20 protein-coding genes are annotated in these 22,527 nt (G+C 37.6%); 11 read left to right on the top strand and 9 right to left on the bottom strand.

What is annotated here, in order from left to right; translation table 11 throughout:
• Nucleotides 1-18 precede the first annotated feature (18 nt).
• The 4 genes from HX062_RS06195 to groL all read left to right on the top strand — a co-directional run bounded on the left by HX062_RS06195 (nucleotide 19) and on the right by groL (nucleotide 3,571).
• Nucleotides 19-1,092 (top strand): tetratricopeptide repeat protein, encoded by a 1,074-nt coding sequence (locus HX062_RS06195; protein ID WP_286466807.1) that lies wholly within the window; start codon nucleotides 19-21, stop codon nucleotides 1,090-1,092.
• Between the two features lie 2 nt (nucleotides 1,093-1,094).
• A complete protein-coding gene (gene secG, locus HX062_RS06190) occupies nucleotides 1,095-1,478 on the top strand; it encodes a preprotein translocase subunit SecG (protein WP_182626845.1) in 384 nt (127 codons plus the stop codon).
• Between the two features lie 150 nt (nucleotides 1,479-1,628).
• Complete coding sequence (locus HX062_RS06185) at nucleotides 1,629-1,904, top strand: co-chaperone GroES (RefSeq protein ID WP_182626846.1); 276 nt, start codon at nucleotides 1,629-1,631, stop codon at nucleotides 1,902-1,904.
• 38 nt (nucleotides 1,905-1,942) lie between these two features.
• The gene (gene groL, locus HX062_RS06180; RefSeq protein ID WP_182626847.1) at nucleotides 1,943-3,571 is read left to right on the top strand and encodes a chaperonin GroEL; all 1,629 of its coding nucleotides are present in this window, start codon (nucleotides 1,943-1,945) and stop codon (nucleotides 3,569-3,571) included.
• A 146-nt stretch (nucleotides 3,572-3,717) separates the two neighbouring features.
• On the opposite strand, the gene rpe is transcribed toward groL, so the two are convergent.
• The 3 genes from rpe to HX062_RS06165 all read right to left on the bottom strand — a co-directional run bounded on the left by rpe (nucleotide 3,718) and on the right by HX062_RS06165 (nucleotide 5,338).
• Nucleotides 3,718-4,386, bottom strand: a complete 669-nt coding sequence (gene rpe, locus HX062_RS06175; RefSeq protein ID WP_286466806.1) for a ribulose-phosphate 3-epimerase — start codon at nucleotides 4,384-4,386, stop codon at nucleotides 3,718-3,720.
• A gap of 72 nt (nucleotides 4,387-4,458) precedes the next feature.
• On the bottom strand, nucleotides 4,459-5,163 hold the full coding sequence (gene lipB / locus HX062_RS06170; RefSeq protein WP_182626850.1) for a lipoyl(octanoyl) transferase LipB: 705 nt from the start codon (nucleotides 5,161-5,163) through the stop codon (nucleotides 4,459-4,461).
• A 10-nt stretch (nucleotides 5,164-5,173) separates the two neighbouring features.
• Nucleotides 5,174-5,338 (bottom strand): YqaE/Pmp3 family membrane protein, encoded by a 165-nt coding sequence (locus HX062_RS06165; protein WP_286466804.1) that lies wholly within the window; start codon nucleotides 5,336-5,338, stop codon nucleotides 5,174-5,176.
• A gap of 198 nt (nucleotides 5,339-5,536) precedes the next feature.
• Between HX062_RS06165 and lysS the strand changes: the two genes are divergently transcribed.
• Nucleotides 5,537-7,237 (top strand): lysine--tRNA ligase, encoded by a 1,701-nt coding sequence (gene lysS / locus HX062_RS06160; protein ID WP_182626852.1) that lies wholly within the window; start codon nucleotides 5,537-5,539, stop codon nucleotides 7,235-7,237.
• 35 nt (nucleotides 7,238-7,272) lie between these two features.
• Here the strand turns inward: lysS and HX062_RS06155 are convergent, their stop codons facing one another.
• Together HX062_RS06155 and HX062_RS06150 are read right to left on the bottom strand one after the other, a co-directional pair.
• Nucleotides 7,273-8,136, bottom strand: coding sequence for a sigma-70 family RNA polymerase sigma factor (locus HX062_RS06155; RefSeq protein ID WP_002987652.1), 864 nt, complete (start codon nucleotides 8,134-8,136; stop codon nucleotides 7,273-7,275).
• A 184-nt stretch (nucleotides 8,137-8,320) separates the two neighbouring features.
• Complete coding sequence (locus HX062_RS06150; protein WP_182626853.1) at nucleotides 8,321-9,706, bottom strand: trimethylamine monooxygenase; 1,386 nt, start codon at nucleotides 9,704-9,706, stop codon at nucleotides 8,321-8,323.
• A 408-nt stretch (nucleotides 9,707-10,114) separates the two neighbouring features.
• On the opposite strand from HX062_RS06150, the gene HX062_RS06145 reads away from it, so the two are divergent.
• Entirely contained in the window at nucleotides 10,115-10,408 is a 294-nt protein-coding gene (locus HX062_RS06145) for a hypothetical protein (RefSeq protein WP_182626854.1), read from the top strand.
• Between the two features lie 203 nt (nucleotides 10,409-10,611).
• Here the strand turns inward: HX062_RS06145 and HX062_RS06140 are convergent, their stop codons facing one another.
• From HX062_RS06140 to HX062_RS06125, 4 genes are all read right to left on the bottom strand, one after another.
• Nucleotides 10,612-11,553 (bottom strand): ketopantoate reductase family protein, encoded by a 942-nt coding sequence (locus HX062_RS06140; RefSeq protein ID WP_286466803.1) that lies wholly within the window; start codon nucleotides 11,551-11,553, stop codon nucleotides 10,612-10,614.
• A gap of 166 nt (nucleotides 11,554-11,719) precedes the next feature.
• Complete coding sequence (locus HX062_RS06135; protein WP_286466802.1) at nucleotides 11,720-13,900, bottom strand: polyribonucleotide nucleotidyltransferase; 2,181 nt, start codon at nucleotides 13,898-13,900, stop codon at nucleotides 11,720-11,722.
• A gap of 170 nt (nucleotides 13,901-14,070) precedes the next feature.
• A complete protein-coding gene (gene rpsO / locus HX062_RS06130) occupies nucleotides 14,071-14,340 on the bottom strand; it encodes a 30S ribosomal protein S15 (protein ID WP_002987657.1) in 270 nt (89 codons plus the stop codon).
• 139 nt (nucleotides 14,341-14,479) lie between these two features.
• A complete protein-coding gene (locus HX062_RS06125; RefSeq protein WP_182626857.1) occupies nucleotides 14,480-14,941 on the bottom strand; it encodes an XrtF-associated fRMsr-like GAF protein in 462 nt (153 codons plus the stop codon).
• 139 nt (nucleotides 14,942-15,080) lie between these two features.
• Here HX062_RS06125 and HX062_RS06120 point away from each other — a divergent pair, with 139 nt between their 5' ends.
• The 5 genes from HX062_RS06120 (at nucleotide 15,081) to HX062_RS06100 (ending at nucleotide 22,347) form a co-directional block, all read left to right on the top strand.
• On the top strand, nucleotides 15,081-15,554 hold the full coding sequence (locus HX062_RS06120; RefSeq protein ID WP_255492401.1) for an HYC_CC_PP family protein: 474 nt from the start codon (nucleotides 15,081-15,083) through the stop codon (nucleotides 15,552-15,554).
• Nucleotides 15,555-15,629: 75 nt separating this feature from the next.
• On the top strand, nucleotides 15,630-17,873 hold the full coding sequence (locus HX062_RS06115; RefSeq protein ID WP_286466801.1) for a TonB-dependent receptor plug domain-containing protein: 2,244 nt from the start codon (nucleotides 15,630-15,632) through the stop codon (nucleotides 17,871-17,873).
• A gap of 20 nt (nucleotides 17,874-17,893) precedes the next feature.
• Complete coding sequence (locus HX062_RS06110) at nucleotides 17,894-18,229, top strand: heavy-metal-associated domain-containing protein (protein ID WP_182626859.1); 336 nt, start codon at nucleotides 17,894-17,896, stop codon at nucleotides 18,227-18,229.
• Nucleotides 18,230-18,849: 620 nt separating this feature from the next.
• Nucleotides 18,850-19,674, top strand: coding sequence for a GLPGLI family protein (locus HX062_RS06105; protein ID WP_353620072.1), 825 nt, complete (start codon nucleotides 18,850-18,852; stop codon nucleotides 19,672-19,674).
• 39 nt (nucleotides 19,675-19,713) lie between these two features.
• The gene (locus tag HX062_RS06100) at nucleotides 19,714-22,347 is read left to right on the top strand and encodes a TonB-dependent receptor (protein WP_286466800.1); all 2,634 of its coding nucleotides are present in this window, start codon (nucleotides 19,714-19,716) and stop codon (nucleotides 22,345-22,347) included.
• Nucleotides 22,348-22,527: the final 180 nt, after the last annotated feature.

The raw sequence follows: 22,527 nt of genomic DNA, 5'->3' as shown, positions 1-22,527 counted from the left end.
ATATAAAAGAATAAAACATTGAATATAAACACATTGCATACCTACTTAGCTGATCCTACTCAAATCAAACGATCAGATATTCAAGAGTTGAAACAACTACTTGAGCAGTACCCGTATGTACAAGCGATCAGGAGCTTATACCTCAAAGCGTTATATTCAAACGAAAGCACCTCTTACAATCAGGAACTAAAGAAGACAGCGGCTTATACGCTCGATCGTGACATTCTGTTTAATTTCATTGTGTCAGATGATTTTACAGTATACCGTCCATTGGAACTACCAAAAGAAGAGGAACAGCAACCAGAGGCTACAGCCCCCCTCCCAACAGACAAACAGGACGTCAAAGAGAATAAGGACAGAGAGCCCGAGCAAAACATCAGTGCCTTGTTAGAAAGTATTTCCAAGGTAGCCTATGCTATTACAAAAGAAGACAGAAGATCAGTTGAAGAAAATCCTAAGCAGCAAGAAAGTATAGCAGAACCAACTGTTGAACCAACAAATGTTTCAGTTGCCACAACCGACGAATCGACTGTGCTGACTCTTGATCAACAAAAACAGCGAGAAAACGACGAGCAATCACCGGAAGAAATCCGAACAGAATCGCCAGTTGAAGTTCTCGAAAATAAGCTAGAAATTGGCAAACCTTTAGCTTTTGAAGCAGAGGAAAAATACTCCTTCCAAGAGTGGTTACAATTATCCAAACAACAGCCAATTCTTAGAGATTCGAGCACAGAAAGTGACGATTCACCACAAGAAGAACCGGAAAAATTGGAGATAATTACAAAAGACGAAAAAAAATTTCAGGAAAGTTTAGAGAAAAAACAGGCCATGATTGATAAATTCATCGAAACAAATCCTAAAATTATCCCAACAAAAAAAGCGACGGCAAGCCCCATAAATATTGAATTATCTCTACAAGAGAACACAAGTTTAATGACGGAAACTTTGGCCAAAATTTATTTGGAGCAAAAAAAATATCAAAAAGCAATACAAGCTTATGAGATTTTAATTTTGAAATATCCAGAAAAAAGTAGTTTCTTTGCAAACCAAATATTAGATATAAAAGCGTTACAACAACATAATAGTTTATAAGCATGAACACATTTACAGTATTTTTAGTATTGATTGCTATCGTATGTTTTTTATTAATTGTGGTTATTATGGTACAGAATCCTAAAGGTGGAGGTTTAGACTCATCTTTCGGAGGATCTACTGTAGCAGGAGGTGTAAAAAACACGAATGACTTCTTAGATAAGAGTACTTGGACTTTAGGAGCGGTGTTAATTATCCTAATCTTAATGTCGAGCATTAGCTTTAGTGGTGGTGCAATTGGCGATTCTAAAATTTTAGATCCTAATGCAGAAATGCCAGTACAGCAACAGCTTGTTCCTGCGCCTCAAGAAGAACAAACACCAGCAACAGGAACGGAAGCTCCAGCTACAAGCGAGACTTCAACACCTGAAACTACACAAGAATAAAAATTCAAACCCTTTGAATATAAAATGCCAACTGTCAAGTTGGCATTTTTTTTTGTCAATAGCTGTCAATACAAGCTTTGGCACACTTTATGACTATTTTATAGCGTTTAGAACTAATATAAATAATTCAATTTTATAAACTATTAAACTATGGCATTAAACATTAAACCACTTGCAGATCGAGTTCTTATTGAACCTCAACCAGCAGAAACAAAAACTGCTTCTGGTATTTTTATTCCTGATACGGCGAAAGAAAAACCACAAAAAGGAACAGTAGTCGCTGTAGGAAATGGTACGAAAGACCATACCATGACAGTACAAGTAGGCGATACTGTACTATATGGTAAATATGCAGGAACAGAGCTAAAATTGGAAGGTAAGGATTACCTAATCATGCGTGAAGACGACATTTTAGCGATTGTTTAATAAATTGAATCAATAACAAAATAAAACAAGACTAGATCATGGCAAAAGATATTAAATTCGACATTGAAGCACGCGAAGGTTTAAAACGCGGTGTTGACGCTTTAGCAAATGCAGTTAAAGTAACTTTAGGACCAAAAGGACGCAATGTAATCATCGGAAAATCATTCGGAGCTCCTACTGTAACCAAAGATGGAGTGTCTGTAGCAAAAGAAGTTGAGTTAGAGGATGCACTTGAAAATATGGGTGCTCAAATGGTAAAAGAAGTAGCTTCTAAAACTAATGACTTAGCCGGAGACGGAACCACAACTGCTACTGTATTAGCACAAGCAATCGTAAAAGAAGGATTGAAAAACGTAGCTGCTGGAGCAAATCCAATGGATTTAAAACGCGGTATGGACAAAGCAGTTGAAGTAATCGTAAATCACCTAAAAGACCAAGCACAAGAAGTAGGCGGATCAATGGATAAAATCCAACAAATCGCTTCTATTTCCGCTAATAACGACGAATTTATTGGTGAATTAATTGCACAAGCTTTTGAAAAAGTTGGTAAAGAAGGAGTCATCACTGTTGAAGAAGCAAAAGGAACAGAAACATTCGTTGACGTAGTGGAAGGAATGCAGTTTGACAGAGGTTATCTATCTCCTTATTTCGTGACTAATTCAGAAAAAATGGAAGTAGAACTAGATTCTCCTTACATTTTATTATACGACAAAAAAGTATCTTCTCTTAAAGAATTACTTCCGGTATTAGAACCTGTTGCACAATCAGGAAAACCTTTATTAATTATTGCTGAAGACGTAGATGGAGAAGCATTATCTACTTTAGTAGTAAATAAATTAAGAGGCGCTTTGAAAATTGCTGCTGTAAAAGCACCAGGATTCGGAGACCGAAGAAAAGCAATGTTAGAAGACATTGCTATCTTAACTGGTGGTGTTGTAATCTCTGAAGAGCAAGGATATACGTTAGAAAACACAACATTGGAAATGCTAGGTACGTGTAAACGCGTGAGCATAGACAAAGACAATACAACGATCGTGAGCGGAAGTGGTGCTTCAGATATGATTCAAAACAGAGTGAACCAAATCAAAGCACAGATGGAAACAACAACATCTGACTACGATAAAGAAAAATTACAAGAGCGCTTAGCTAAATTAGCAGGTGGTGTTGCTGTTCTTTATGTTGGTGCGGCTACGGAAGTAGAAATGAAAGAGAAAAAAGACAGAGTGGACGATGCACTACACGCTACTAGAGCGGCAATCGAAGAAGGAATTGTTGCTGGTGGAGGAGTTGCATTACTACGCGCAAAAGCAAATTTATCGTCAATCAGTGCAGTAAATGCTGACGAAGAAACAGGAATCCAAATCATCGCTAAAGCAATTGAAGCTCCATTGAGAACAATTGTTGAAAACGCTGGCTTAGAAGGTTCTGTAGTTGTAGCAAAAGTATTAGAAGGAGACAACAACTTCGGATACAACGCAAAAACAAACGAATACATCGATATGCTACAAGCAGGTGTAATCGATCCGAAAAAAGTAACACGTGTTGCTTTAGAAAACGCAGCTTCGGTTGCAGGTATGATCCTTATCACTGAATGTGCTTTAGTAGATATTAAAGACGAAAACGGTGGTGGAATGCCAATGGGCGGTGGAATGCCTGGTATGATGTAATAAAATCGCACATTTTATAGTTGAGTGGCTTGGATGTAATGTTCAAGCCACTTTTTTTTCTTTACATAGAAACAAAAAAAAACCTCTTTTGGACAAAGAGGTTTTTTTTTAATTACTTTTTTTATATATAGTACCTAGCTTTACTGTTATTCCTTTACAACGGCTTTCAAAGCTGCAATTGTCGCTTTCGGATCTGCAGATTTAAACACAAAGTTTCCTGCTACTAAGGCTTCTGCACCTGCATCAACCAAGGCTTTTGCGTTTTTGTCATTGACTCCTCCATCGATTTCAATGATTGTTTTTGCTCCTTTAGCCTCAATCATTGCTTTCAGCCTACGTACTTTGTCATAGGTGTTCTCAATAAAGCTTTGTCCTCCAAACCCAGGATTCACACTCATAATCAAGACCAAATCCAAATCTTGGATAATATCTTCTAAAACCGAAACAGGGGTATGTGGATTTAAGGCTACTCCTGCTTGCATGCCTTCCGCTTTAATCGCTTGAATCGTACGGTGTAAATGCGTACAGGCTTCATAGTGTACTGTCAAAATATCCGCTCCTAGCTCCTTAAACGTTTTGATATAACGATCAGGATCGACAATCATCAAATGCACATCCAACACCTTATTCGCGCTTCTATGCTTGTTAATCGCTTCTAAAACAGGCATTCCAAACGAAATATTCGGCACGAAAACACCGTCCATGATATCAATGTGGAACCACTCTGCTTGACTGTCATTCATCATTTCGATGTCGCGTTGTAGATTGGCAAAATCCGCTGCCAAAACTGATGGCGCAATTTTTATATTTTTCATACTCTTGTGTTGTTTGTACAAAGATAAAAAAAATCTCAAGAGGAATGTCCACCTGAGATTTCATAACTTGTTTTATTGTGCTTTTATTGTCGCTTCAAAAAGTTCGCTAAAGTACTTGATGATCTTTTCGCGTACTTCATCTTCATCTACGCGATCTACTCCAAGTTCAACATGCAAAGAGGTTACTCCTTTACCGCGAATTCCACACGGAATAATATTGTCAAAATATCCAAGGTCTGAATTGACATTCAAGGCAAAACCATGCATGGTCACCCAACGGGAAGAACGTACCCCCATGGCACAAATCTTCCTTGCAAAAGGAGTGCCCACGCCAAGCCATACACCTGTTTCCCCCTCACTTCGTTCCGATTCAATCCCGTACTCTTTCAACACTAAGATTATTGTTTCTTCCAACAAGCGCAAATACTTGTGGATATCTGTAAAGAAGTTTTCTAAGTCTAAAATTGGATAACCAACAATTTGTCCAGGACCGTGATAGGTAATGTCTCCTCCTCTATTTATTTTATAAAACGTAGCTCCTTTCTCTTTTAGTTGCTCCTCATTGAGCAAAAGATTGTCCATGTCTCCACTTTTACCTAAAGTATACACATGAGGATGTTCGACAAATAAAAAGTAATTGGGTGTCTTTTCATTTAAGTCTTCTCTTCTATTTTTTATTTTAACGTCTAAAACAGACTGAAAAAGCTCTTCTTGATACTCCCAAGTATCTTTATAATCTTTCTCACCTAAATCAATAAGGGTGATTTCTTTGTTCATTTCGTAAAACTTATCTATTGTATTTTGGATTATTGAGAATCACTAAAGCACCTATAACCCCAGGTATCCAACCTGCAAGGGTTAATAAAAAGACAATTAGTATCGACCCACACCCTTTATCATAAACGGCAATCGGGGGAAAAATTATTGATAGAATGACTCTCCAAACACTCATAATCACAAATTTATAAACAACAAATTTCGGCATTTTTTTAGGAATAAGGACTATAATTTTAGTTAAAGCCACTTTTGGGACACAAGCGAAATCATCAAATAACTAATTAACTGACATTTGGCAAGATACAAATGCCCCTAATTTTTAAAGATTACCTATATTTGCACTTTATAAATTAATTCATAATTCACAATTATTATGCAACTTTCAGAACAAGAAATCATCAGAAGAGAGAAGCTCGCTAAATTGCAAGAGCTTGGTGTGAATCCTTATCCTGCTAACTTATTTCCAGTAAATCATACGTCCAAGCAGATAAAGAACGGTTTTGAAGAAGGTAAGAAGGTAATTGTGGCTGGGAGATTAATGTCTTCGCGTATTCAAGGAAAAGCTTCTTTCGCAACAATTCAAGACAGTGAAGGAAAGATTCAACTATATATCAACAGAGATGAACTTTGTCCAGGTGAGAACAAAGAGCTATATAACGAAGTATACAAAAAACTAATCGACTTAGGCGATATCATCGGAATAGAAGGAGAGTTATTTACAACACAAGTAGGAGAAAAAACGGTACGCGTACAAGGGCTTTCTCTATTGAGTAAATCACTACGTCCGTTGCCATTACCTAAAACCGATACAGAAGGAAATACCTTTGACGCTTTTACAGATCCTGAATTGCGTTACAGAATGCGTTATGTAGATTTAGTAGTCAATCCACAACACAAAGACATTTTCGTAAAACGCACAAAATTGTTCAACGCTATGCGTCAGTTTTTCAACGAAGCAGGCTACATGGAGGTTGAAACACCTATATTGCAATCTATTCCCGGTGGAGCATCGGCTCGTCCGTTCATTACCCACCACAATGCTTTGGATATTCCTTTGTACTTGCGTATTGCCAACGAGTTATACCTAAAACGCTTAATCGTAGGTGGCTTTGACGGTGTATATGAGTTTTCAAAAAACTTCCGTAACGAAGGAATGGATAGAACGCATAATCCTGAATTCACGGCAATGGAGATCTATGTAGCTTATAAAGATTACAATTGGATGATGGAGTTTACAGAGCGCTTATTAGAGTACTGTGCTATTGCGGTAAACGGAACTACTAAAGCAACCTTTGGCGAACATGAAATCGACTTTAAAGCGCCTTACAAACGCATTACTATGGCAGACTCTATCAAAGAGTTTACTGGTTTTGACATTACAGGTAAAACAGAAGATGAAATCCGTCAAGCGGCCTTAGGTATGGGAATTCCTGTGGACGAAACAATGGGGAAAGGGAAATTAATCGACGAAATATTTGGTGAAAAATGTGAAGGAAATTATATCCAACCTACCTATATCACAGATTATCCAAAGGAGATGTCGCCTTTAACCAAAGCACATAGAGATAATCCAGAGTTAACGGAGCGTTTTGAGTTGATGGTATGTGGAAAAGAGATTGCCAATGCATACTCAGAGTTAAATGACCCAATCGACCAAAGAGAGCGTTTTGAAGCACAAATGGCGTTAGCAGATCGCGGAGATGACGAAGCTATGTTCATCGATCAAGACTTCTTACGCGCTTTAGAATACGGAATGCCTCCAACTTCAGGATTGGGAATCGGAATGGACCGTTTAATCATGTTCTTAACCAATAACCCATCAATCCAAGAAGTGTTGTTCTTCCCTCAAATGAGACCAGAAAAAACTGCTCCTAGCGTTGAGTTATCTGATGAAGAGAAAATCATCATCCAAATTCTAACGAAGAACGAAAACAAAGTGGAACTTGGCTCATTAAAAGAACAAGCCGCTTTAAGTGGTAAGAAATGGGATAAAGCCATGAAAGGATTATCTTCTCACAACTTAACAAAAGTAGTTACCGAAGATGACATCAAATACGTTGTATATCAACACTAAAAAAAAAGGGATGCAATTTGCATCCCTTTTTTTTATTATCCTAAATACGTTTTTAGTATTTTACTTCTTGATGTATGTTTCAAACGACGGATTGCTTTTTCTTTAATCTGACGAACACGTTCTCTCGTTAAGTCAAAAGTTTCTCCTATTTCTTCTAAGGTCATTGGGTGTTGATCTCCTAAACCGAAATACAAACGAACTACATCTGCCTCTCTAGGTGTTAAGGTTTCCAATGCTCTTTCAATTTCTGTACGCAGTGATTCGTGAATTAACTCACGGTCTGGATTTGGTGATTCTCCTGAACGCAATACGTCATATAAGTTCGAATCTTCTCCTTCAACTAAAGGAGCATCCATCGACAAGTGACGTCCTGAGTTTTTCATACTCTCTTTTACATCATTTACAGTCATATCCAACTCAACGGCAATTTCCTCTGCAGAAGGTGGACGCTCATTTGACTGCTCTAATAACGCGTACATCTTATTAATTTTGTTAATCGAACCAATTTTGTTTAATGGTAAACGTACAATTCTCGATTGCTCCGCCAAAGCAGATAAAATAGATTGTCTAATCCACCAAACCGCGTAAGAAATAAACTTAAACCCTCGAGTTTCATCAAAACGCTGTGCTGCTTTGATCAACCCTAAGTTTCCTTCATTAATCAAATCCGGAAGGGTTAATCCTTGATTTTGGTACTGTTTTGCTACCGAAACCACGAATCTCAAGTTCGCTTTAGTCAATTTTTCTAAAGCTCTTTGATCACCTGCCTTAATTCGCTGTGCTAATTCTACCTCTTCATCTGCAGTAATCAAATCTACTTTACCAATCTCTTGCAAATACTTATCGAGTGAAGCAGTTTCACGATTCGTAACTTGCTTGGTAATTTTAAGTTGTCTCATATTATTTTACTCCTTATTTGTCTTTGTTCTTATGGTCTACATTAGTTATACGTATACTTCATTAAAAAAGTTACAATATTTGAAAAAATAATTTTTTCCGTAGTTCTGTTTGAAAAATTAAAAGCCTTAAAAACTAGGTTTTCAAGGCTTTTAATAAAAATATTTTTACCAATCCGTGATTGAATTAGTAATAGTTCGTTTTACTCAGTTCTTTTTCATCTACTTCTACCTCATCCAAGTAACGCTCTAAGCTATCGTCTAACTCTTTCATCCAAACGGTATGGTGTTCCTCTGCAGTTACTCCTGTCATGACAGAGGTATACACTTGGTCGCGATAGGTTAGGATATCAATTTCTTTCGAATCTAAATAGCGTTTAAACATCTCACCTACTTCATCTATATTGAAGGTTGGATAATCTGTTAATTGGATTAAATCCTTGATATAAGCAGTTTGGAAATCCACTTGATCATTACTAGACTCAGTTAGATCTTCTCTTTGCAGCCATTTTTTGATATCTGCATCGCGTTCTTCTTTTGAAGGAAGAGGCAATCGCCCTAGCATATAATCTCTAGCGAACCAAGCTTGAGCATCAAACATATTAAAGGTGTAGTATTGATCTTGCATTCCCAAGAAAAGCAGACGTTCGTTTTCATTAAAGACAACCCCTTTATACAAATTGTCAGGATACAAACAGTTTTTGGTTTTCAAGCGCAAGTTGTCTGGTAAGAACGGGAATTTATGTTGATATCCTGTACACAAAACAACCGCATCAAATGCTTTAGACGTACCGTCTTTAAAGAAGGCTACATTGTCTTCAAAATGGGTCACAATTGCCTTCTCTTCTACTCCTTTAGGCCATTTGACACCAATTGGGTTGGTGCGATAAGAAATTGTAACAGATTTACTACCGTGTTTGAAACATTGCACGCCAATATCCTCGGCAGAGTAACTACTTCCAATCAACAGAATATCTTTATCGATAAATTGATCTGCCCCGCGGAAGTCGTGTGCGTGCATGACCGTCCCAGGGAAATTGTCAATTCCCTTGAAATAAGGCATATTCGGAGTCGAAAAATGTCCAGTTCCCAACACGAGGTAATCGAAAAACTCTTCAAAGGTTTCATTTTTTACCAAGTCGTCAAAAATAACGCGGAACTGTTTTTTATCCTCGAGGTAATCCACCCAACGAGCTACAGTATTGAATTTAATATAGTCTCGGGCATTACTCTGTTTGATACGCCCTTCAATATAATCGAACAGAACTTCTCTCGGTGGATAAGAAGAAATCGGCTGTTTAAAGTGATCCATAAAGGTATAATCAGCAAACTCTAAACATTCTTTGGGTCCGTTCGACCATAGGTACTTATACATACTTCCGTGTAAAGGTTCTCCATATTTCCCTACACCTGTACGCCATGTATAGTTCCACATACCTCCCCAGTTATCTTGTTTTTCATAACATTTAATCTCTGGAATTGGATTTCCCTTTTTCTGTTCTGATTCAAAAGCTCTTAACATAGCAAGCCCACTTGGTCCTGCGCCAATAATTCCTACTTTAAAATTAGTCATTATATACTACTATTTTAGGCCCCCAACTTTCTTGCGAAATGGAGCTAATTAATAAACGATATTTTCGATTTCATCAAAGAAAGAATCCCTAGAAAGATTCTTTACAGACACTCTTGTTGAGTGATTTGATAGGTGGTACTTCGTACAACCTAATTATAGGAGAACCAGAAAGGTCCTTACTAGACGCAAGAGCGAGATGCCCTTTGCGATACTGCCTATTTTAAAGCAATTTTTTACAATCGCTTTACAGCTGATATAGCAAATATAAGACTTTTTTTAGACATGACCAAACTTAGTGTTTTTTAACTACTTAATTATCAAGTAGTAATTTGGTAAAAGATCATCGCTCACCTACGCTGTTGCTCAATTTAAAAAAATGTATATCTTTACTTCACCAAAAACTATAATATGAACCTAACTAAACAAACCACCACGATTTTGCAGTTGCTTTCATTTGGCAGCGTTATATCGGTTATAAGCTTTATGCTGCTATCACGCGTTGGAGAAAATGGTATTTACACCTTTACTGTCTTAGGTGCTATATATGAGATGTTGTGGCTTCCTTCTGTTGCTGCTCTCTTTAGTTTACCCTTGGCGTGGTTGATCTTTGCCTTCAAGAAAAAAGTAGCATGGAACCAACTATATCTCCCTGTAGTTCTAATACTGGGGACTTTGTTGTATCTCCTTGTATTCTTCACATAAAAGGGGATCGTCTAACAAGCCTAACAAGATAGAATCCCATCTAATTTTAGGTATTTTTTTGCTATACATAGGTATATGACTATTCCTAGGTATGCGTTAAAGAATAATGACTACTCTTGGGCAATTGCAACATTTTTAATCGACGAGAAAAGTCGAGTTTTATACCATACAAAAGAGGATGTCCTTTTGGGACACCCTCTTATTTATTCTGCAGTATACTTTCCTTGCTTATCTTTTAATGCGCTATACATGTTTTGATACGTAGGTACGTCAACGTGTAATCGCCTGCCTTCACGAATAAAATAAGTGGCCATTACATCGAGTTCAGTTTTCACTTTATTACTGATAAAATCGCTGTGCATGGAAGTTGTGGAATCAAAGGGAATTGCTTGTAAGCGTTGCATAATTACCTCAACGACATCTGCAGCTACACTTACACCTTTAGCTCTGGCAATTTCAGCTGCTTCCGTAACAAGCGCATGAATCTCTTTCGGATGATCGCGCATGACTACCCCAAACGAGCAGTTGTAAAAAGCGGTAGCTACAGCAGAAGAAGACACTAAGATGTACTTCTCCCAAACCTCACGAGCAATCTCTTGGGTACAAATAGAGGTAATTCCCGCTGCTTTAAATAGTTGATCTAAATCCAACATACGCTGGGTGATTTTATCTGTACGACCAAATACAATCTTTTGTCTTCCACTTGGGTTGTCAATCACCCCAGCTTCCTTTAAACGAGAAACCATATAGGTACATCCTTGCCAAACTTCTGCTTGCAGATGTTCAGTAAGCTTCTCAAAGGCTTCTACTCCATTCAATAAAGGCAATATAACCGTGTTTTTAGACACGATTCTCTTTAAATCAACAATGACATCATCAAGATCGTATTCCTTCGTACAAAGCAAGATATAATCCATTATACCTAATGCCTCAACGCTTTCCACTACTTGTGTCGGTTTTCCAACTACAACAGTATCTTTTGATCGCACGGTAATGCCCGCATCTTTAATCTTAACGCCATGTGCTCCTCTAGCAACAAAGTGAATGTTTATCCTGGAATCGGCTTCAAAGTGATGGGCTAATAAGCCTCCATAGAATCCACCTACTCCTCCTAGCCCTATAATTCCAATATTTATTTTATCCATGATGATGATTAGTTTACGGTTGACAGTTTAGATTTGTCTAAAATAAAACATTTTTTCTTAGTTCACACACTGCATCTCCTTATACGCTGCCAGAGTGCTAGTCTCCCCCAGACAAACCGTCAACCTTATAACAAAAAAAAACACCTCAATTGAGGTGTTTTTTAGATTATTTTCTTTCTTCTTTCTTCGCTCCTTGTGTACCTTCTGGTTTGTTACCTTCTGGTTTATTTTCTCTTGGAGGACGAGGTAAAAGTGCTTTCTTCGAAACTTTAGGTTTTTTTGTTTTTGGATCAATACCCATGTATTTCACCTCAAATTCATCACCCATTTTCAATACATCTGAAGGATTTTCAATGCGTTTCCAATCCAATTCAGATACGTGAAGTAAGGTCTCTTTTCCTGGTACAAATTCTACAACTGCACCGAAATCAAGCATTTTCACTACTTTCACTTTGTATATTTCTCCTTCTACTGGAGAGAAGATTGTATTGTTGATAGAAGCAATAGCCTTATCCATACCTGCTGCATCAGTACCCAATACTTCAATTACACCGAAGTCACCTTCCTCGTTAATTACGATTGTAGTACCTGTTTCTGCTTGAAGTGCTTGAATATTTTTACCTCCAGGTCCGATAACTGCACCGATAAAATCTTTAGGGATTGTAACAGTAACAATTTTAGGAGCTTTTGGTTTTACTGTAGCATTTGGAACAGCGATCGTTTCTTCTAATAATCCAAGGATATGAAGACGTCCATCAAGCGCTTGTTTTAACGCTTGTTCCATGATTTCATAAGCTAGTCCATCGATTTTGATATCCATTTGACAAGCTGTGATACCATCTTTCGTTCCTGTAACTTTAAAGTCCATATCCCCTAAGTGATCTTCATCACCTAAAATATCAGACAAGACAGCCCAACGACCAGTTTTTGAATCAGAGATTAATCCCATAGCGATTCCAGAAACCGGTTTAGTGATTTGGATACCTGCATCCATCAAGGCTAATGTACCAGCACAAACAGTTGCCATAGAAGACGAACCGTTCGACTCTAATACTTCAGACACAAGACGAATAGTATAAGGACAATCAGCAGGAATCATGTTTTTCAACGCGCGTTGCGCTAAGTTACCATGACCTACTTCTCTACGTGATGTACCGCGTAATGGTTTGGCTTCACCTGTTGAGAATGGAGGGAAGTTATAGTGTAAGTAAAAACGCTCTTCTCCTTGCTCACTTGGTAAATCAATAATATTAGCATCTCTAGAAGTACCTAGGGTTACCGTTGCTAGCGCTTGGGTTTCACCACGGGTAAAGATAGAAGATCCATGAACCGATGGCAAGTAGTCTACTTCACTCCAAATCGGGCGAATTTCTGTAGTTTTACGACCATCAAGACGAATATTTTGATCCAAGATCAGGTTTCGAACAGCTTCTTTTTGTGTTTTCTTGAAGTAAGTGCTGATTAATTCCCCTTTTTCCTCTAAATCTTCTTCAGAGAACAAAGCTTTAACCTCTTCGTATACTTCAGCGAATTTCTCACCACGCTCACTTTTAGCACTTGCATGAGAAGCGATTTCGTACAATTTAGCGTAAGCTGCGTCGTACACGATTTTTTCTACTTCAGCATCAGTTGGCTCAGCTTCGTACTCACGGTAAGTAAGTCCTAATGCTGCGCGCATTTTTTCTTGTGCTTCAATTTGAACTTTAATAGCATCATGAGCAAATTTAATTGCATCAATCATTTCTTGTTCAGAGATTTCTCTCATTTCACCTTCTACCATACAAACAGAGTCTTTCGAAGCACCGATCATCATATCGATATCCGATTGCTCTAATTGTTCTTTAGAAGGGTTGATGATAAATTGTCCATCAATACGACCCACGCGAACTTCAGAGATCGAGTTGTAGAAAGGAATATCTGACACAGCTAAAGCAGCAGAAGCAGCTAAACCAGCTAATGCATCAGGCATTACATTTTCGTCGTGAGACATCAATTGAATCATCACTTGCGTTTCTGCGTGGTAGTCATCAGGGAACAAAGGGCGTAAACAACGGTCAACTAGACGCATTGTCAAAACTTCTTGGTCGCTCGGACGAGCTTCACGTTTAAAAAAGCCTCCTGGAAAACGTCCAGCAGCAGCGAATTTTTCTCTGTAATCTACAGTTAAAGGAAGGAAGTCCACACCAGGATTTGCCGTTCTCGCAGAAACAGCTGTAGCCAAAAGCATACAGTCTCCCATACGAACAACAACAGAACCATCTGCTTGTTTCGCTAATTTCCCAGTCTCGATTGAGATGCTACGTCCATCTCCTAAATCGATAATTTCTTTGGTTACCTTAGGAATCATAATAATTTAATACTTTAGGGTTTCTGTCTCTCCGAAGAGAGACGTAAAATGTGTTGTGTGTGTTGTGTTGTGTGTTGTGTAGTATATGAAACCCAATGAAAAACCAGATCTAACTCTGCTAAAGGCAAAAAAACAAAAAGAGGCGCGCAGGCACCTCTTTCCTATATTGATTATTTTCTAATACCCAATACTTTAATGATCTCACGATATCTGTTAATCTCAGTTTTCTTTAAGTAGTCAAGAAGTCTTCTTCTTTTACCTACTAAAAGAACTAATGAACGCTCCGTGTTGTAATCTTTACGATTTCTTTTTAAGTGCTCAGTTAAGTGAGAGATTCTGTAAGTGAACAAAGCGATTTGTCCTTCTGCAGATCCTGTGTTTGCAGCTACACCTCCATGTTGTTGGAAGATCTCAGCTTTTTTTTCTTTTGTTAAATACATGCCAATATTCTTTAATGATTTTTATGTACGAATTCTAGTGTTCTAAAATTCAGTTGCAAAGGTAATTTTATTTTTTAAATCTACATCACAGTTCATGATTTATTTTAAAAAAAATAATATTCCCTTCATTGGCAATTGATTACAAATATAAGGAAGCGATTGATTCATTCAGCGCTTCCAAAAATTCTTGATCTTCTTTTGTGAAGGCATTTAGTGTATGTGAATCAATATCAAGCTGTCCAATATTCTGCCCTGATACAAATAAAGGCACAACTATTTCGGCTTTTACTGTAAGGCTACAAGCAATATAATTGGTTTGAGCGGTGACATCGTCCACCAAAAAAGTTTGATTGCTCTCGGCTACTTGTCCACATATTCCCTTCCCGAAAGGAATAAGAATATGATCGGTTGCTTCGCCTGTATAAGGACCTAAATGCAAGACGCGTTTTTCAGCATCGGCAAAATAAAATCCAACCCAATCATAGTGTGCCACTCGTTTTTCCAAGAGATCACAAATACGTTGTAATTTAGCAGTTATAGTATCCTCACTATGTATAATCTGTCTTGCCTCATCTAAGAGTGTTTGATATGTTGTATGCATTTACTTTAACTTTAGTCTATCATGTATCGAACAAAGTTACGCGATATGGCGTAGGCATTTTTTCTTTTTTCACCGCTATATTTTACACAAAAATCTTTCCAAACAATCAAAATCATGCTTTTTTTCTTATTTTTGTTTCATGCTTAAGAAACGTCTTGTCAGTATGCTGTTTTTATTGATCTTCCTATTCTCGAATATAGGATGGTCCATGAGCGTGCATTATTGTCAAGGCGAAGCCCATTATAGTCCGTTGCGCTATGCGCATACGCATTTGGAATCGGGATGTGTGATGGAATCGACTATAGAGTCGGAACCGCAACGCGAAGAGAAATCCTGTTGTTCTACTCAAACGCCTATTGAAGAAGCAGTCAAAAAATTTGCTGATAAGCAATGTTGTCAAAATGATTTGATCAAATCAAATCCTTCGGACCACAATATTCAACACGTTTACGCTCCACATTTCGATTTTATCTTACCAGACTACAGCTGGACAACACTTACTACACCATGGGTATATCTTCCTGCTAAAAAACAGGAGACCCTAGCTTATTACTTAGAGGCTAACGCCCCTCCACTCTATCAACTCTATTGTCGCCTCGTTTTTTACGCCTAACTGTTGTTTTACATTTTGTTAGACCTCTTTTTGCAGGTCAAACCTATACTATGTATTACTATTCACACGTAAAAAATGATAAAAAATTTAGTTACTCTCACCGTATTAACTGTGGGAACTTCGCTATATGCACAACAAACTATTACAGGGCAAATTGTAGATGAGAATCAAATTCCAGTAATTGGAGCCTCTGTTTTTTATGCCGACGCCTCAATTGGTGTTACAACAGACGCCCAGGGAAAATTTACCCTGACTTCTATAGACTCGGAAGCGCTAACCATTTCCTATATTGGCTATAAAACGCAACGCATCAAAACACAAGCTAATCAATCTTATACCATCGTCTTACAGCCTGAAGATTCACTAGAGGAGGTGGTAATCAAAACCAAACAGCGCAATACGAGTCGTTCGATCAAAGGAACGACCAATACGCATACGATGAACAGCGGTGAATTACTCAAAGCTGCTTGTTGTAATATATCCGAGGCCTTCGAAACGAATCCGTCCATTGACGTCAACTATACGGATGCTATTACAGGAACCAAACAAATAAAAATGTTGGGGCTAACTAGTCCGTATATCTTAATTGCAGAGGAAAATATTCCTTCTGTACGCGGGGCTTCTCAAATATATGGGATGACCTTTACACCAGGAACTTGGGTAGAGAGCATTCAAGTAACCAAAGGAGCGGGTACGGTAATTAACGGTTATGAGAGTATTTCGGGCCAATTAAACACCGAATTGATTAAACCAGCGACAGATCGTCCGCTATTTGTCAACTTATACGGTTCTACGGATGAGCGTTTCGAAGCCAACATTCACGGAAATTATCACATCAATGACAAATGGAGCTCCTCCTTGTTTATTCACGGCAATTTGAGAAGTGGAGATCACGACAAAAATCACGATGGTTTTCTAGACATGCCTAAAGGAGAACAAATCAACGTGATGAACCGTTGGCAGTATATCAACGCTGAAAAAGGGGTGGTAAATTTCATTACCGCTCGTTATATGAAAGACAATAAAGTAGCTGGGCAGGTTAATTTTGACAAGAAAAAAGACAAGGGATCAACCACAGTATGGGGCTCAGAAATCAATACAGAAAAATTAGATTTATCGACCAAACTCGGCTACGTATTTGCTGATTTGCCTTTTCAAAGTGTGGGTATACAAGTGGCGTACAACTACCACAAACAAGATTCTTACTTTGGGTTAAATCGCTACGATATTAAACAGAATAGCTTGTATTCTAACCTTGTTTTCAATTCGATTATCAGCAATACTTTACACAAATTTACTACAGGACTAACGTTTACGCTTGATCAATACACAGAAAACGTTTTTGTTCCTGGGATTGCAGACAATTTCAATCGAACAGATAATGCGTTAGGTGCGTTCTATGAGTATACGTACGACAACACGACAGACTTCAGCCTTATTGCAGGTATGCGCGTGGACTATCACAACCGCATGGGTGTATTTGCTACGCCGCGTTTGCACTTGCGCTACAATCCGTGGACCAATGGGGTATTACGCGCTTCCGCAGGAAGAGGAAAACGCATTGCCAATGTTTTTGCGGAGAATCAACTCTTTTTTGCGACAAATCGCTTGTTTCAAATTGAGGGAAACAACGGAAAAACATACAACTTAGATCCTGAAATTGCCTGGAATTATGGGCTGAGCTTTACTCAAAACTTTCATTTTATCGGTCGAAAAGGAGATATAACGTTGGACTTCTACCGCACGGATTTTGACAATCAAATTGTGGTGGATGCGGATTACCATTCACATCAGCTGTTGTTTTACAACCTAGATGGCAAATCATACGCCAACAGTTTTCAGCTCGAGACCAATTACAACCTGGCGCGTAATCTAAACTTGCGCACCGCTTATAAATACTACGATATTAGCACAGATCAAAAAACGGGAAAATTTGAAAAAGCCTACCAGCCCAAACACCGCATATTTGCTAATGTTGAATACACTACGGAAGAGCAAGACAATGGGGCCCATTGGAAGTTCGATTTTACGTATAATTGGTTAGGTAAGCAACGCATTACCTCAACAGCACAATATGAACCGGCTAATCAGATGAAAAAGACTTCTACCCCTTATTCGCTGATGAACTTTCAAGTGACTAAAGTATTTTCTCCTCAATTTGAGGTCTATCTAGGGGGTGAAAACATTGGCAATTACAAGCAACGCAATCCGATTGTCAATGCACAAAATCCCTTTGATGCTGATTTTGATACCTCCATGGTCTATGCTCCAATTGCAGGTGCTATGTACTATGCTGGATTGCGTTTTAAACTTGATTAATTAACTCAAACTCTTATACAATGAAAAAATTATTGTTTACACTAGGCGCAACACTTTTTGCAACAGTAGCGCTTTTTGCTCAAGAAAAAGAGCAACCCAAACAAATCATTGCCGTAAAAGGACAATGTGAAATGTGCAAAAAACGAATCGAAAAAGCCGCCCTTGATGTAAAAGGTGTTCGCTCCGTTGATTGGTCTGTGGCAGATCAGCAATTAACGGTTTACTTGAATCCGAAAAAGACAACAGGAAAAGAGGTACAAGAAGCAATTGCTAAAGCGGGACATGATACAGCAGAGATAAAGGCTTCAGAGGAAGCATACAACGGGTTACACAGTTGTTGCAAATACCAAAGATAACAGCATAAAAAAAGCACTAACTAGCGATTAGTGCTTTTTTTTCAAACAACAATATGCTATTCTGTAGCCAAACTCACAAACTACAAAATATCCTTTTTCTTTTTCATAGCACTTCCTTTTATCTACAGTAAACTGTCTTGGTCAAGACAAACGTTGCTTACTCCTAGAGTAAAAAGAAAGGTATTATCTTTTTATAGCTGTATTTTATTACACTACAAATGTAGGATGGTATGCATGCATAAAACATGACTTTTATCACTTTTTACAAAAATTAATAAAATTTAAGCTTATATAGATCAATAATCCTTCTCTCTCCTTCTAAAAAAATTAATCTTGCACACTGTACCCTCTTTGCCTACCCATCAAAATGCAAGTTGTTTATTGTACTTGATCCCCCCCTACCGAACATCCTTAACTGCTTCATAAACGGAGTTATCTTGTCGTTTTGATGGCTTAACTTCCGTTTTAACCTCATTTAGAAGTCATTGAAATGTAAAATACAATATACAAACATAAGCTACTTTTTATTAAATATTTCAAATAGTTTTAGTTAAAATAATAAGGATTATTTTTACAAATAATGATATTTATTTATTTTCGGGAGGAACTAAAAATTAAATATCATAAAAAAAACAATCACAATAATCGTCCTGAATCTTTTCGCTCTTGTCCTTCACGCACAGGGAGGAACAAAATTCGAAAAAATAGAAAAAGAAATAGTAGGATCTTCAAAGCTCACGGTTTATTATGCAATAGAAGCGAATACAGGCAAAAAGGTCAAAACTGGACAAACGGTTCTCCAAATTCTCGGCGCCAAAAGCAAATATGTTGATGTTACCGAAGATCAGTACATTACTTACAATAATACCAACGTAGGAAAAATAGCCGATCAACATACTTTTGCAGAATCACTAAAAATCAACAGAAACTACGCGTACAACGGCGTGATTTTCAAAGATTTTTCTACTTCGACGCTACTAGTTCAAGAATTAGTCGCTCTAACCACTTATCAATACCAAGAGCTCATTCCCAAAATAAATTGGAAAATTGTCAAAGATACTAAGGAAATACTAGGGCATAGCTGTCAAAAGGCAACGACTACTTTTAGAGGGCGATTGTATACGGCTTGGTTTGCAGAAGATATTCCCATTAGCGATGGTCCTCATCTATTTACGGGATTACCAGGTTTGATTCTGGAAATCAGCGATGCTAAAAAAGACTACCGCTTTACTGCTACAGGTATAGAAACTAAAAACGAAGAAGTTTATCTCGTTATCAATCCGGCTATCGTCAAGGTAAGTCGAGCGGATTATCAAAAAGCAAATAAAAATTTTCATATAGATCCAGGAGCAGCTTTACAAGGTAAAGTCTATTCCGAACCGGGAAAGGTCTACCAAACCTCAGGGGCAAAATCCTGGCCGTATAACCCGATGGAATTAGAATAACCTATTGTCTGCGTTTTACATCCTCTTATAAAAAAACTCATGCTGAAGCTATTCAATCTCTTTGCTTTCCTCCTCCTGCTATCCGGACCCCCCCTGACGTATTGTCAAGAGAGTACGAAGAAAATTACCGTGATAGATGGAGAAACAACACAAGCGTTAGAAGGGGTAATTTGTAAATTATACACTGCTGAAGGTGACCTAATAGACTATCTTCTTTCCTCTAAAGCAGGAGAAATCTACATCGAACTGGGTGATACACCTGCTTATCTCATTTTTTCCTATTTAGGCTTTGAGAATCAAACTGTACTGTACCCTAATTTGTTAGCCCTAAAAGAGATCAGACTAACAGCCAAGCCCATTGAAATGGATGAAATAGTCATAAAAACACAAGCCATTACACAAGTAGGCGATACAATAAACTACAGTATTACTCCTTTTAAATCAAAAGAGGATCGCTACTTAAAAGATGTCCTTGCTAAACTTCCTGGTCTTACAATTAATGCAAACGGAGGAATTAGCTATCAAGGAAAAACAATCAATCGTTTTTATATGGAGGGCTTAGATTTACTGGGAAATCAATACACTATCGCCACAACTAATTTACCTATAGACGCAGTACAATCGATACAGCTTATTGAAAACAACCAACATATAAAGGCGTTAAAAGATATTGAATTCAGCGATAAAGCGGCAATCAACATCAAATTTAAAGCGGATTACAAGCAAAAACCCTTTGGCGAACTACAAGCGGCTATCGGAGGAACCCCCTTTTTAGTTCAATCAAAAGCATTCGCCACAGCCATTAACAAGAACAATCAAACTTTAGCGACAATTAAAACAGATCAAACAGGGATAGCTATCGAAAGAGAGACTAGGGAACAACTCGATTATAACGATCTTTTCTCTTTTGAACCTCCTCCACCTTTATATCTCAATAAGGCGACTATTCAACAGATACCAATGGATGAAAAGCGCTATGCATTCAACAAATCGTATTTGGCTACATTAAATCACTTGAAAAAATTATCAAAAGATGCTAGCATACGGTTTAAACTTGACGCAACCAACAATCACCAAAAACAAGCTAGTTATTATGTTTCTGACTACGATTTAATGGATGGTCAACTCCTATCTCTAAAAGAGGAACGCCATTTAGCTATCAAGACTACTCGCATTGGCGCATCAACGACATATGAAAAAAACAGTGAATCAACCTATGTGAAAAATGAAATAAAAGCTAGTGTAAATTGGGATACTAGTCGAGAGTATTTACGTTCAAACGACGCTGCATTTCACAACAAAACCCGTCAAACTAGCGCAATAGTACAGCATCGATTTTCATATATTTTCGGCAAAAAAGACCACAACTATACCGTAGATGCTTTTATAAAATTTATCAATCAGCCCGAACACATTTACTTAGCGTCTACTAGGAATCCTAGCGAGCAGGCTTTTGACAATCAAAAAATAGTCAACAATCACCTTCTTTTCAAAGCACAAATCGCTAAGATAGTTCCCTTATATGCAAACCCATTGACATTAAAACTAGCCTTTTACTACAATAATGACGAATTAAAAACGCAGCTAAACTTACAGCATATCCCTGATTCTATTCATCCGTATCAATCCCTTTTTCACGCGAATACGCAATTAAAACAGTATACTGCTGCATTTACTGCCCACTACACCTATTACTATAAAAAAGGTAGTATGAGCCTTGTTTTTCCCTTTATTTACCAGCAACATACCGCAGCACAACGCAACATGTGGGTAAATCGAAATAGTGGGAATTTTCTCTTTACTCCTTCTTTGATGTTAACGTATAACATCAATCAAATGTGGAAATTAAATGCAACAATAAACTATAGTGAATCACTCAGTCAACTAGATCAATATTTCCAAGGTATGATTAAAACTACCTATAGAAATTTTAATTTATACACTGATTTGCCCTCGCGAAATAAACTGATGCATTATCGTATCGATTTTGAACATCACAATTTAGTGCATGCTTTGTTTTTCACTTGTTCGGTGAGCTACCAACCTTCAAGGTCAAATAGTTTAGAGGTCGTTGATTACCGTACAGACTATACACTTACCTCCAGAAAGAAAAAACAAGTAAAGTCAGGTCAATTTTCTATACAAGGGAGAATCTCGAAATTAGCAACTGCCCTAAAAACAACATTTGCCTTACATTCTTCCTTTGATTATGGAAAAAACAATATTGGACAACAAGAAATTGTGTTTGCTAACTACAGCAATAAATGGGGACTAGGCTTTGAAGTGTATAATAAAATGTTTGATTGGCTCTCAATTCAGTATCTAGCAAGCGATACTACACTTTGGGAAAGCAATGTATACCGAACAACAGCTAAACTTCACAATATCACGCAACAGATTAGTGTAGCACTAGTTGCTATACCTTATTTACAGATTAAAATAAACGGAGAGCACAACTATAACGTTATAGACGATAGCAAAAGTTATCAAAACTTTTTTATTGATATGAGTGCTTCGTACACATTTAATCGAACAGAATTCACTCTAGTTGCACAAAATTTAGTAAACAATAAAGAATATTCCTTTACAAGCTATCAAGGACTAAACAGCAGCCTCTTGCGAATCCCTATAAGAGGAAGAAGTATCCTAATAGGGGCTACAGTTCGTTTCTAGTATATGGCTCGACTTTATCAAAATCCTTTATCGGTACAAAAATAGTAAGAGGAATTCGCTTAATCACTCTATCTAAGATTAATTGAATATAGAGCGCATTGGTTCCATCTGCACGAGTATAATCTTTTTTAATAAAGATTTTGAACGAGATTTTGTTCAATTGTTTACCAATAGATTTTT

The sequence above is a fragment of the Myroides sp. DF42-4-2 genome (genome assembly GCF_030326445.1).
Taxonomy (GTDB): domain Bacteria; phylum Bacteroidota; class Bacteroidia; order Flavobacteriales; family Flavobacteriaceae; genus Flavobacterium.
This window is presented reverse-complemented; position numbering and strand designations above follow the sequence as displayed.